We start from the raw sequence: 12,518 nt of genomic DNA, 5'->3' as shown, positions 1-12,518 counted from the left end.
TCCCAGGAGTGTGAAACTCAAATTAAGTTGCAAAAAGAAAAAGGCCAGAAGAACGATAAGGTAAAGTGAAAAGCCAACCGTGAAGGGGTGACGGCCCCTTCCGGTTTATTTAACATCGGATTCACGGAGTAGTATCACTAGTAATATGAAATTTCATCATGAAAAACAATAGGGAACTCATTCTGCATACAGTCATCGGATTATTCATCGGATATTTTCTTATACACCCGATCAGTATGGTTATCCATAGCTTTGAATTGAACCCGGGAGAAAACGGGCTTACTGATTTAATCCGGATTTTTATAGAAAATTTCAGACATTCTTTTAGCCTGCATATGATGCCGATGTCAGTGGCCTTTGCTACGCTGGGCGCATTTGTAGGGCTAAGCTCGGGCTTATATTATAAATCCATTAAAAAGAGAGAACATATGTTATATGGGAAGAGGCAATTACTTCAACAAAGCATTCCCAGCCTGATTGCAAATGGAGAAAATGAATTTGTCGAATTTAAATCCTCCTTACGGCACGATTACAGACAAGTAAAAACCGATAAAAACCTTGAACTGGTTGTATTAAAGGAAATTGCCGGGTTTCTGAACGCGAAAGGGGGTACTTTGATCATCGGGGTGGATGATTACGGCAAAATACTCGGGCTTAGCGATGATTACTGGTCTTTGAAAAAGAAAGATAAGGACGGGTTCCAACAGCGAATAATCTTACTGGTGTCCAATGCATTTGGCAAAGATATCTGCTCAAAAATCCACATTGCTTTCCACACGGTTCAAGACAGGGAAATCTGCACGCTCTACATCGAGCCTTCTCCCGAACGTCCGGTTTACCTGAACGAAGGGAACAGGACCATATTCTACCTGAGAACAGGAAATGTGACAAACCCGCTTACGACGAGCGAAACGGTAAAATACCTTCAAACAAGGGAAAGAAACTAAAACTCAAGACATGAAAGCACAGATTTTACTTGCAGGAATTTTCCTCTTCATCTCGGTTAACGTCTGTGCCCAGTTAAAATACGAGGGGGCAGTGTCTTCTATGTACAAAACGTTCCAACTGGATGACGGGACAATCAAATATGTCAAATACAACAAGAAGGAACAAAAAGTTTTTGTTTTCAATTTAGATAAAACGCTCTGGCGTGAAGTAAATCTGCCTTTACCTGAGGGGCATCAACTGGATGAAATAAAACATATTTCAGTTCATACATTTAATAAGGATGATCTTATGGAAATGGCCTACTCCTGCGTAAAGTATAAGATTCCGGATAGTGATGACGTCCGGGAAGATGAACGGAGTCCAATGGAATTCACATTGAACATCATAAATGAAACTGGGGATTCTCTGCTTGAAGTGTTGGGTAGCCACGACATGAAAATTGTTCATTCAAACGGACAAAAGAATTTGTTGGTATTTAAGCTCATCGGAAAACATTTTGATGAGAACAGAGAAACTCTGGTCTATTCTTTACCCTCGGGAAAATAGTGAAGATATGATAGAAAGACTTCGTCAAATAGCACAAATAAAAGGAGGATATTGTTTGTCCCGCCATTATTCGAAACAAAAGCAAAAGTTATTATGGCAATGCAAAGACGGGCATCAATGGTATGCAACGGCTGACAGCATCTTGTATGCAGGAAGTTGGTGCCCGGTGTGTGCAGGAAACCTTAAACTTTCCCTGGGTGAGTTGAAAAAGCTTGCTGAGCAAAAAGGTGGCAAATGTTTAACCAAAGAATATACCAATTCAAAAGCAAAGATGCGCTGGCAGTGCCAAAATGGGCATCAATGGTACGCGACGGCTTTCAGTATTAAAAACAGAAAAAGCTGGTGCCCCGAATGCTATCGGAATAATTTAAAAACAGTAAGAAAAATTAAGACATGGACAACTATTTAAAAAACATAACATTCTGGGCTGAGCAGACACTGACCCGGGAGGAGATTGAATCCTGCACGTCTTTAGTTATGTCAGAGAAAGGTATCTCCAATGTGAAATTTGCAGATCGATCTGCTTCGTTTGAATATAATCCATACCTGATCAGCAAAGAAGAGATTACCGAAGTAATCAAGCGGCTAAACATTGAATTTTCTGATGTGCCAAAGAAAATGGGCATTATTAAAAGATGGCTTTTAAAGATGGCGAAAGAAAACAGCGAAAACTTTGGAAATCAAGGCATTGATTGCTGCAATGTGAACGCTGAAAATAAAAAGAGTTAGAGCCGATTTTATTCACTAACATTGGATGAAGGCGATGAATTTGATTCTTATGATCCTTAAAATGTAAAAGTAGCTATTTCAACCACACCATGAAGAAAATGACAAAATCCCAAAAAAGAAAAATGGAAAAAGAAAAATGGATAAATCGTGCCTTTCTTTTCGGGGGAATACTATTTTTCATTTTCGCTACCTGGTTTTTATACCAGCATAATTTGAGAAGCAGTATCATCAGGAGTAGGCAGATTATGAAATACCAACAAAAAGAGTTGCCTGCGGGAAAGTTATGTATGTATTCGAACAAGCTCCAAATAAAAAACGCATCGTCTTTTTTCATTGGAAGCGATGAATGGTATGTCTGCTGTTCCAAGTGTGCAAAAAAGTTAAAATTGAATTTAGGAAATTCGCAATTTGCTAAAGACCCCTTGACACAGGAACGAATAAAGAAAGTAGACGCTTATGCTGTTTTGTTTAACGGATTGAGCGATAAGGTGACCTACTTCAAATCGGAAGAAAATTACAAATTGTTTATCAATAAAAATAACTAAAAAATGAAATTACAATCAATTCAGCTTGCATTATTTTTCCTGCTGGTGGGACTCAATGTCATGGCAGTGAATAAAACTGAAAAGATCAAAGTGAATGGATCGTGTGATATGTGCAAAAAACGCATTGAAAAAGCCGCCACTTCGCTGGATGGCATTGAAACTGCTCAATGGGACCCGGAAACGAAAGATTTATCGATAAGTTACGACGATCAAAAAATAAGTGCGCAGCAAATCCAAACGGCGATTGCAATGACCGGCCATGACACCGGGCTCTTTAGCGCCAACGATAAACGATACGCCGAACTTCCGGGATGCTGCCGTTATGAGAGGGATGACAACAGAAAAGTAAATAGTCATGCCTTGATGGAAATTCAGCGATCACTAAAATCAAAAGCAAATAAAGAAGAATGTGTTCACGATAAAGGACCAAATTCGGGTTCTTGTTGTGAACAAAAATAAATTGGGAAATAGTTTAATTATTAAAATTAATTCGTATGAAAACAAAAGTTTTAAGTTTAGTTGTTGTCTTCTTAATGGGGACAGTATCCGTTTTTGCAAAAGACAAAACGGAAAAATTCCTGGTAAACGGGAAATGTGAGATGTGCGAAAAGCGCATTGAAATGGCTGCCTTGGCAGTGGAGGGAGTTTCGAAAGCCGACTGGAATAAGGAAACCAAAGAGATCAGTGTCACCCTGGATGATTCGAAAACAGACATCCATAAGGTACACATGGCTATTGCCAAGGTGGGTCATGATACACCAATGCACAAAGCAAGTGATGATGCATACAATGGACTGCCAGCCTGCTGTAAATATGATCGGTCTGTACTTAAGGCTGCAAAAAAGCCGATGAAACATGAACACAAATAATAATTTCTAATACAAAAAAATGAAAACGAAAATTTTAAGTCTGTTAACCTTATTCCTGCTGGGAACAATAGTTGTTTCCGCAGGCAATAAAATCGAGAATTTTAAAGTGGGCGGAAACTGCGATATGTGTAAAAAGCGTATTGAAAAAGCAGCGAATCAGGTTGAAGGAGTTAATTCTGCTGACTGGAATCTTGAAACCAAAATGATGAAAATTGTTTTGGATGATAGTAAAACAGAGGTGCATAAAGTACACATGGCCATTGCCAAGGCTGGTTACGACACAGAAATGCATAGGGCTACCGATGAGGCCTATGATGCTTTGCCGGGTTGTTGCCAGTATCAACGCATCACTAAAAAAGAAGAGAAGATGCAAATGAAAATGCATCCGGTACATCAACATTAATCTTAGTTTTAAAAGGGATCAAGATATTATTTGATCTTGATCCCTTTTCTGATTTACTTTTAATGCATTTAAGATAAAGTTTTAAAAAACTATAGTGCTCCGAATCGCTATCCATATTATTTTGACAGTGGTTGTTGTATTGTCCACCATTGGTATTCAAATACACAAATACTACTGTTCCGGTGATGCACAAAAAACTACATTGCAGGTTCAGAAAAACAATGCGTGCAATCTGGCTAATTGTTGCCACGAGGAAGTCGCTATTTACCAAAATACGTTTCCTTATATAAATGAAAACTTAAATATTAAACTTGTATCACCCCAATTTACCTCGCCAATACCTGAAAAGGGGACTAAATACATAGACCTTCAAAACCAATTTTTTCCATCGGCAAAGAATATTGAACCACCACCTCTTAAAATTCAGGTAATACTGGCTAAAATCCAATCCTATCTCTTATAAATAGAATTTCATGTTGTTAATAGTGGGTCTGATCTTCGTTTGAATACAACAAACTGAAAAGAGCAGAATACCCTTGTTTTTCAAGTAAAATCATGGCCGCTATATGAAGAAATAATACTGGAATTCAAATGTTTAATAAATTTAAGAGATATGAAAAGGTCAATTTATAAAAAACAATTTGCACACTTATTTTCTGTTTTCACTTTATTGTTCTTAGTTACAAATTGTGCTGTGATACGACCCGGGCAAATGGGCGTATTGAATCGTAATTTAGGAGATGGAATTAAAACCGACAAAGTATATCAGGATGGGTTTACCTGGAAATGGCCATGGAATGAAATGATCAAATATGATATCCAATTGAATAGTTTTCAGGAAAAAATCCGAGTACTCACAGTCGATCAACTACACACTGAATTAACATTTTCTGTAATACTAAAGCCAAGGGCAGAGGAGTTGCCCTTTCTCGAACTTGAAATTGGAAAAGATTATTATCAGCGCATAATCAAACCGGAATTTATTTCAGTAAGCCGGGCAGTCATCGCATCTTATAAATATGAAAAACTCCCTGCTAAAAGTCGGGAAATCGAATCTATAATTTTCGGCGAACTGGCTAAAAAAATCGAGGGGAAACATGTAGAATTAGAAGGTGTTACACTCGATCACATTGTGTTCTCTCCAATGGTAACCCGGGCTACGGATGAGAAACTAGCGACCAAACAAAAGGTCGAGCAAAAGGATTTTGAGATTGAAGTTGCCAAAAAAGATGCGGAAATCCAGCGCATAAAAGCCAAGGGACAAAGTGACGCTCAAAAAATTATTGATCAGGGACTGACCACTAAATATCTCCAGTATAAATCATTGGAAGTGCAGGAAAAACTGACGCAAAGCCCCAACTCTACATTTTATTTTGTCCCCACCGGAAAGGACGGGATCCCGATTATTGTTGATACAAATCAGCGCAAATAATCCGGCGGAATTTAATTTTTATAAACCAGTAGAATCGATTACAATGAATACAAAGATTAAAGAATTAACCGAAAATATCTATAACGATGGGATAGCCAAAGCCCGTGAAGAGGCGGACCGGATATTGAAAGAAGCTTCTCAAAAGGCGGAGGAAACTACTGCTCAAGCCAAAGCCAGGGCTGAATCGATGTTGTCGCAAGCGAAAAGTGAATCTGAAAAAATAAACGCTTCCCTCAAAGCAGATTTACAAGCGACTAAAATTCAGGTCCTCGAAATAACAAGACAGGAAGTCGGTAATCTGATCACAGCAAGAACGGCCGGGGTAATGGCCGCCAGGCTTTCGGATAATGTGGATTTTATGAAGGACATGATCCTGGAAATTTTAAAAAGCTGGAACTGGAACAACGGAAATGCACAGCCGGTCGAAGCTCTGGTACCCGAAAAAATGGTTGACAATCTGGAAGCTATGATCCAATCTGATGCATCGGATATCATGGGAACAAACCTCGTTGTAAAACCAGTTGCAGACTTAAAAAAGGGTTTCCAAATTGTTAATGATGAAGCTGGCTTTAAAATTTCGTTCACCGACGAAGATTTCGAAACGTTCTTTGCGTCACTGATGAAACCCAAAATCAGGGAATACCTGTTCAAACCTTAAAATCATGGACGTTAATTATAGTTTAATAGCTGAGCTGCCTGATTTGAAATTTGATCCAGAAGCCACATTTGAGCTTCCGGAACATTTTCTTGGCAGCCTGGAAGGAAAAGTATTTCCGGTAGAGATGGATTTTATCCGTTTGTTGTGGTTTCAGAAATTTAACCGGAAACTGGCAGCTTTCTTTAGTGGCCGTCTTCCAAACAATGAACCACTTCCGGGATTGAATGCTACAGCATTTTACACTGATAACGAAGGATTTCATCAGGCTCCTGCTTATCTGAAAAAGATGGTAAGATGGAAAGAGCGACAAAAAGAGTATCCGAACGAAACGCTCATATCGCAGAAACTGCAGGAATTTCATTATGGGCAGATGCGCTGTTCCAAAAACCGGTTTCTGAAATGCTGGGGAGAACTGGAGCTTAACCGGCTCAACTTCCTGGCAGCCGGCAGGTGTGAGATAAATTCACTCGATAAAGAAGAGCAATTGATCAAAGGAAATGGCTACAGTGAATTGTTGCATGATTTTTCTGTCAGGGAGAAAATTATCCGGACAGAATTTTCGGTTGCCCCTCAATTGGAAATCATCATCGAAAAGATAAACTACCAGGAACGGGAATTGGCCATGGATCAGGTACGTTGGGATATGATCGATGAGATCAACCGTTTTGAATATTTCACGGTGGATGTGCTACTGGGATATTTTCAAAAATTACTATTGCTGGAACGTTGGGCAACGCTTCTCCAACGAAAAAAACCGGTCAATCCGGTGGAACTGGCCAATAAAATGATAAAAGAAGTGCATAACTAAGAAAAAGCCGGTGACGGATAAGCTTTCCCAACCGGTAAAAAAAATAGATAATTATGGAAAATAATTTAATTATCAGCAAAGGAAAAGTAATAGCCATCGTGGGCAACCTGGTGGAAGCCGTTGCAGACGGGCCGCTCATTCAAAACGGGATTTGCTTCTTTCTCCATAATGGAAAGGAAATCATGGGCGAAGTGATCAAAACACAGGGGAACAAAGCCTATGCACAGGTTTTTGAAACTACCCGTGGCTTCCGGACAGGCATAGAAGTGTTTTTTTCAGGTCACATGCTGGAAGTCAGCCTGGGGCCCGGTATGTTAACCCGGAATTATGATGGTTTGCAGAACGATCTTGACAAAATGGAGGGAATGTTCCTCGAACCCGGCGCCCGGACTTTCCCGCTCGACAAAGAATCTGTTTGGCCATTCACTCCGCTGGCAGAAACCGGTCAGAAGGTCATAGCCGGCGATTGGCTTGGCGAGGTGCCCGAATACCACGTCCAACATAAAATTATGGCGCCCTTTAAACTCGAAGGCGAATACAAACTAAGCTGGATAGCCGAAAAAGGCGAACATAAAATTACCGATATCGTTGCCCGTTTGACCAATGATGAGGGTGAAGAGATTGAAGTAAACATGATCCAGACCTGGCCGGTGAAATTGCCAATTACAGTTTACCGCGAAAAGAGGAGGCCGGGAACACTCTTCGAAACGGGAATCCGCGTGATTGATACGATGAACCCAATTTTGGAAGGTGGAACAGGTTTTATCCCCGGACCTTTTGGAAGCGGGAAAACGGTTCTTCAACATGCTTTGGCCAAACAGGCCGCTGCCGATGTGGTGATCATCGCCGCTTGCGGCGAACGCGCCAACGAGGTGGTGGAAATCTTCACCGAATTCCCGCATCTGGATGATCCGCGAACAGGTAGAAAGCTGGTGGAACGGACCGTGATCATCGCCAACACCTCGAACATGCCAGTTGCAGCCAGAGAAGCTTCGGTTTACACAGCCATGACCATTGCCGAATATTATCGTGCCATGGGATTGAAAACCTTGCTTCTGGCCGATTCCACATCCCGCTGGGCGCAGGCGCTGCGGGAAATGTCGAACCGGATGGAAGAACTTCCCGGGCCCGACGCTTTCCCGATGGACTTGTCGGCCATCATCGCCAATTATTATTCGCGTGCAGGCTTCACCGTACAAAACAACGGGAAAAGCGGATCGATCACTTTTATCGGGACGGTATCACCGGCCGGGGGAAACCTGCTGGAACCAGTAACCGAAGCCACCAAAAAAGTGGCCCGCTGTTTTTTCGCCCTTTCACAAAACCGGGCTGACAGCAAACGCTACCCGGCGATCGATCCCATTGAAAGTTATTCGAAATACCTGGAATATGATGAATACATCTCATTTGCGAAACAGGAAATTGATGAAAACTGGATTGAAAAAATTGACTTTGTGAAAAACTTCATGATCAGTGGACAGGAGATCAATGAGCAGATCAATATCCTGGGTGATGATGGCGTACCCGTTGAATACCATGAAACCTTCTGGAAAGCAGAGCTGATTGATTTTGCTATTCTCCAGCAAGATGCATTTGACGATATCGATTGCAATACGCCGCCGGACCGGCAACGATACATGATGGATAAAGTGATTAAAATCGTTCAGACAGACTTTGGATTTGACGATTTCAACCGGGTGCGCAACTTCTTCAAAAGAGTCATCAATTTATTCAAACAAATGAATTACAGTGAATTCAATTCGGAGAAGTTTAGCGCCTATGAAAATGAATTAGATCAAATTATTAACCTCAAAACTGTAGAAGTATGAAACCTGGTGCATTTCAAAAAATATATTGCCGTTTGACCAATATCACCAAAGCAACCTGCACCCTTGAAGCGGAAGGCGTGGGTTACGAAGAAATGGCTTACGTGCAGGGCCGTGCGGCACAGGTTGTGAAAATTGCAGGGAATAAAGTCACTTTACAGATTTTTGAAGGGACTGAAGGTTTACGCAATGATGCAGAAATTATTTTCACCGGAAAAACGCCCATGTTACCTTTAAGCGAGCATATGAATGGCCGTTTTTTTGATGCCTTTGGACAACCAATTGATGGGCTGATTGCCGTTGAAGGGCGTGCCTATCCTATTGGAGGGCCTTCGGTGAACCCCGTACGTCGTAAGCAACCCAGCGAACTAATCGCCACCGGTATCGCCGGTATTGATCTGAACAATACCCTGGTTTCGGGACAAAAGATCCCTTTTTTCACCGATCCGGATCAACCGTACAACCAGGTACTGGCGCTAATCGCTCTTCGTGCAAAGGTGGATAAGATCATTCTCGGAGGCATGGGCCTGACGCGTGATGATTACCTGTTCTTCAAAAACACGTTCGAACAAGGTTACGGCGAATCAAAAATCATTGGTTTTATCAATACTACCGACAAATCGCCGGTGGAACGTCTGCTGATTCCCGACATGGCACTGGCAGCCGCCGAACATTTTGCCGTTGAGAAAAATGAAAAGGTGCTGGTGCTGCTCACCGACATGACCCAGTATGCCAATGCCCTGAGCATCGTGGCGAACCGCATGGACCAAATCCCTTCGAAAGACAGCATGCCGGGCTCATTGTACAGCGACCTTTCCAAAATTTATGAAAAAGCAGTACAGTTCCCTGATGGCGGAAATATTACCATTTTGGCCGTAACCACGCTTTCGGGGGGCGATATCACCCATGCCGTCCCGGACAACACCGGATACATTACGGAAGGACAGCTTTTTTTGCGGCGTTCGCCCGAAGTAAATAAGGTGATCATTGATCCCTTCCGCAGCCTTTCACGGCTCAAGCAACTGGTGATCGGCAAGGTGACCCGGAAAGACCATCCGCAGGTCATGAATGCCGCCATCCGCCTTTACGCCGATGCCGCCAACTCGAAAACCAAGCTGGAAAACGGGTTCGAATTATCGGATTACGACCGCCGCGTGCTCCTGTTCGCCGAAGACTATTCGCGTAACATCCTGGCCATCGATGTCAAGCTGGAAACAAATGAGATGCTGGACGAGACCTGGAAATTGTTCGGGAAATACATGACCGAAGACGAAGCCGGAATGAAGCAGGAATTTGTCGATCTGTACTGGAATGTAAAACAAATCGTCTGAACAGATCGAAGATGAAGCTACAGATCAAATATAACAAGACCACGCTGCGTGAATTTCAGAAACAGCTCACGGTGCGAAAAAAAGCGCTTCCTACTCTGAAAAACAAGGAAGCCGCCTTGCGTGCTATGGTTTTGGAGACCCGGCGAGAGCTTGAAAAAGCGAAGCTTGAACGCGATGCTGTCGAAAAAGAGATAGAGCCCTGGAAAATTTTGTGGAACGAGTTTGACTTTTCCCTCCTGAAGGTGAAAGAGGTTAGGATCAGCAATAGTAAAGTTGCCGGTATTCTCATTCCCCGCTTTGAAGGAGTGAAGTCACAAAGACAGGAATTTGCCATGACAGCCTCTCCCGATTGGTTTAGCGATGGTTTGCCCAAACTCGAGAAACTGTTTCATGCTCTGGCCAAACACCAGGTGATGAAAGAGCGTCTCGCGCTGCTTGAAGGCGCCCGGAAAAAGGCGACCCAAAAAGTAAACTTATTCGAAAAGGTACAAATACCTTCTTTGGAGTCAGCAATCCGCCAGATTAAAAGATATCTGGAAGATGAAGACAATTTGTCAAAAGCTGCACAGAAATTATTGAAATCAAAAATTCAAAAAGAGGAACTACCATGATTATTCCAATGAAGAAATATTCATTTGTCCTGTATTACAGGTTATACCCGGATTTTCTTGATGATTTGCAAGAACTGGGGGTGGTACATGTCGATACCGGCAAAAACGGTTCACTTCCCTGTGAAGTTGATGTTCTTGGCCCAGAAACAGACAGGATTAGGAAAACGCTTGAAATACTAAAACCATACAAAAATCCGGAGGACAAGACTACAGGAGCAGACCGGAAGGCTGCTGAACTTGTGGATCAAACCGCCGGGTTATATAAAAAACTGGAAGCAAATCGTCAAGAATTGGTCCTTCTGCGGAAAGCAAAAGCAATTCGCGAAATCTGGGGTGATTATTCGGATGAACTGGTGAACGAATTGACTAAAGTTGGATTAACACTCAATTTCTATTCCGCTTCGCCCAAAAAATTTAATGCAGATTGGTTGAACGGTTTCCCGTTGGAAATTGTGCACCAGGATTCAAAAGTGATCAAATTTGTTGTTATTGGTCAGTCCAAAGAAGAATTTGCAGGATGCCAAAAGGAATTTCCTTGCCGGAAACAGTTTGTTCAGTTGACGGAAGAAGCGGAAGCGGCAAAAAAGGAAATCGACAGTATCGAAGAGCAATTACGAACAACTGCCAATACGGGTTGGGAAGTACTTCGAAACAGGTTGAAATGGATACAGGCAAGGCTGGATTGGCTCCGGGTTTGTCACCATCCGGCGGCCGAAATAGGAGAAGGGGCCATTCAGGTGTTGGAAGGCTGGGTGCCTGTGACCGCGGAAGCAAAATTGAAAAGATACCTGAAGGAAAATCATATCATGTATGAAAAATCGCCAGGCACAGCAGACGAAGAGCCGCCGGTTCAGCTACTAAATAATAAATTCGGAAGGCTGTTTGAACCAATTGCCAAATTGTTTGCATTGCCAGCCTATCAAGAGCTGGACCTGACAATTTATTTCGCCCCGTTCTTCATGCTGTTTTTTGGCTTTTGCCTGGGCGATGCAGGCTATGGATTGGTTTTGTTGCTGGGTTCAACCATTGCCAAAAGGTTTGTTTCTTCTGAAACGAGAAACTTTCTGACATTGGGGCAGCTTTTTGGTGTTTCCACTTTCGCCATGGGTGTGATTTTCGGAACTTTCTTCGGAATTGAGCTTGCAAAGGTGCCCGCTTTGGAGAATGTCAGGGAAATGTTCCTGAAAAGCGAACAAGTCTTTACATTGGCATTAATCATAGGTGCCATACAAATCATCTTCGGTATCGTCCTGCGGGTGAAAAACCAGTTGAAACAACCTTACCCGCTCCAGGCTTTAAGTTCGGTGGGCTGGCTGCTTTTGTTTTTCACTGCAGCCGTGTTCGAGTTTCTTTTGAAAGATACCGGAACTTCTACCCTGCAGAAGGTCATGGAAACCGGTCTTTTCATGTTGTCTGGTTTATTGATTCTCTTTTTCTCCGGAACCGGGTCGATTCACATGCGGATGATCGGCGGGCTTTGGGAAATGTACAATACGGTCACGGGTATTTTTGGCGATTTGTTGTCGTATATCCGCTTGTTTGCATTGGGGATTGCCAGTTCTATTTTGGGTTTGGTCATCAACCAAATGGCTGTTTCATTTGGCCAGGCACCCTATGTTGGACCGGTCATCTTCTTCCTGATCATTGTGGTCGGGCATACGGCAAACCTGGCTATCTCATCACTTGGGGCATTTGTTCATCCAATGCGTTTGACATTTGTAGAGTTTTATAAAAATGCCGGGTTTAAAGGAGGTGGTAAGCCCTATATGCCATTTTCAAAATAAAAAAACTATTAATCAATTAAAAATTTAT

15 protein-coding genes are annotated in these 12,518 nt (G+C 42.3%); all 15 read left to right on the top strand.

Features of this window, described 5'->3' with window-relative positions; all coding sequences use genetic code 11:
* The first annotated feature begins 158 nt into the window (after positions 1 to 158).
* The 15 genes from NC99_RS10850 (at position 159) to NC99_RS10775 (ending at position 12,490) form a co-directional block, all read left to right on the top strand.
* A complete protein-coding gene (locus NC99_RS10850; protein ID WP_053183540.1) occupies positions 159 to 947 on the top strand; it encodes an AlbA family DNA-binding domain-containing protein in 789 nt (262 codons plus the stop codon).
* A 10-nt stretch (positions 948 to 957) separates the two neighbouring features.
* Complete coding sequence (locus NC99_RS10845; protein WP_053183539.1) at positions 958 to 1,494, top strand: hypothetical protein; 537 nt, start codon at positions 958 to 960, stop codon at positions 1,492 to 1,494.
* Positions 1,495 to 1,501: 7 nt separating this feature from the next.
* Complete coding sequence (locus NC99_RS10840) at positions 1,502 to 1,903, top strand: zinc-ribbon domain-containing protein (protein ID WP_053183537.1); 402 nt, start codon at positions 1,502 to 1,504, stop codon at positions 1,901 to 1,903.
* Positions 1,888 to 2,223 (top strand): LDCC motif putative metal-binding protein, encoded by a 336-nt coding sequence (locus NC99_RS10835; RefSeq protein ID WP_053183535.1) that lies wholly within the window; start codon positions 1,888 to 1,890, stop codon positions 2,221 to 2,223. The genes NC99_RS10840 and NC99_RS10835 overlap by 16 nt, the downstream gene beginning before the upstream one ends.
* 386 nt (positions 2,224 to 2,609) lie before the next feature.
* Complete coding sequence (locus NC99_RS21890; RefSeq protein WP_157624783.1) at positions 2,610 to 2,768, top strand: hypothetical protein; 159 nt, start codon at positions 2,610 to 2,612, stop codon at positions 2,766 to 2,768.
* A gap of 3 nt (positions 2,769 to 2,771) precedes the next feature.
* Positions 2,772 to 3,227, top strand: a complete 456-nt coding sequence (locus NC99_RS10825; RefSeq protein ID WP_053183531.1) for a heavy-metal-associated domain-containing protein — start codon at positions 2,772 to 2,774, stop codon at positions 3,225 to 3,227.
* Positions 3,228 to 3,262: 35 nt separating this feature from the next.
* Positions 3,263 to 3,637, top strand: coding sequence for a heavy-metal-associated domain-containing protein (locus tag NC99_RS10820; RefSeq protein WP_053183529.1), 375 nt, complete (start codon positions 3,263 to 3,265; stop codon positions 3,635 to 3,637).
* 19 nt (positions 3,638 to 3,656) lie between these two features.
* Positions 3,657 to 4,040 (top strand): heavy-metal-associated domain-containing protein, encoded by a 384-nt coding sequence (locus NC99_RS10815; protein ID WP_053183527.1) that lies wholly within the window; start codon positions 3,657 to 3,659, stop codon positions 4,038 to 4,040.
* A gap of 613 nt (positions 4,041 to 4,653) precedes the next feature.
* Positions 4,654 to 5,472, top strand: a complete 819-nt coding sequence (locus tag NC99_RS10805) for a prohibitin family protein (protein WP_053183524.1) — start codon at positions 4,654 to 4,656, stop codon at positions 5,470 to 5,472.
* The gene (locus tag NC99_RS10800) at positions 5,447 to 6,130 is read left to right on the top strand and encodes a hypothetical protein (RefSeq protein WP_157624781.1); all 684 of its coding nucleotides are present in this window, start codon (positions 5,447 to 5,449) and stop codon (positions 6,128 to 6,130) included. Before NC99_RS10805 ends, NC99_RS10800 begins: the two co-directional genes overlap by 26 nt.
* A gap of 4 nt (positions 6,131 to 6,134) precedes the next feature.
* Positions 6,135 to 6,938: a DUF2764 family protein gene (locus NC99_RS10795; protein ID WP_053183522.1), complete on the top strand. Its 804-nt coding sequence runs from the start codon at positions 6,135 to 6,137 to the stop codon at positions 6,936 to 6,938.
* Between the two features lie 53 nt (positions 6,939 to 6,991).
* Complete coding sequence (locus NC99_RS10790) at positions 6,992 to 8,767, top strand: V-type ATP synthase subunit A (protein WP_204374968.1); 1,776 nt, start codon at positions 6,992 to 6,994, stop codon at positions 8,765 to 8,767.
* On the top strand, positions 8,764 to 10,095 hold the full coding sequence (locus tag NC99_RS10785) for a V-type ATP synthase subunit B (protein ID WP_053183520.1): 1,332 nt from the start codon (positions 8,764 to 8,766) through the stop codon (positions 10,093 to 10,095). The genes NC99_RS10790 and NC99_RS10785 overlap by 4 nt, the downstream gene beginning before the upstream one ends.
* An 11-nt stretch (positions 10,096 to 10,106) precedes the next feature.
* Entirely contained in the window at positions 10,107 to 10,706 is a 600-nt protein-coding gene (locus NC99_RS10780; RefSeq protein WP_053183518.1) for a V-type ATP synthase subunit D, read from the top strand.
* Positions 10,703 to 12,490: a V-type ATP synthase subunit I gene (locus tag NC99_RS10775; RefSeq protein WP_053183516.1), complete on the top strand. Its 1,788-nt coding sequence runs from the start codon at positions 10,703 to 10,705 to the stop codon at positions 12,488 to 12,490. Before NC99_RS10780 ends, NC99_RS10775 begins: the two co-directional genes overlap by 4 nt.
* The last annotated feature ends 28 nt before the right edge of the window (positions 12,491 to 12,518 follow it).

Source organism: Sunxiuqinia dokdonensis (assembly GCF_001270965.1).
In the GTDB taxonomy this organism is placed as follows: Bacteria; Bacteroidota; Bacteroidia; order Bacteroidales; family Prolixibacteraceae; genus Sunxiuqinia; species Sunxiuqinia dokdonensis.
Note: the sequence above shows the minus strand (reverse complement) of the source record. Positions and strands in the feature narration are given on the sequence as shown.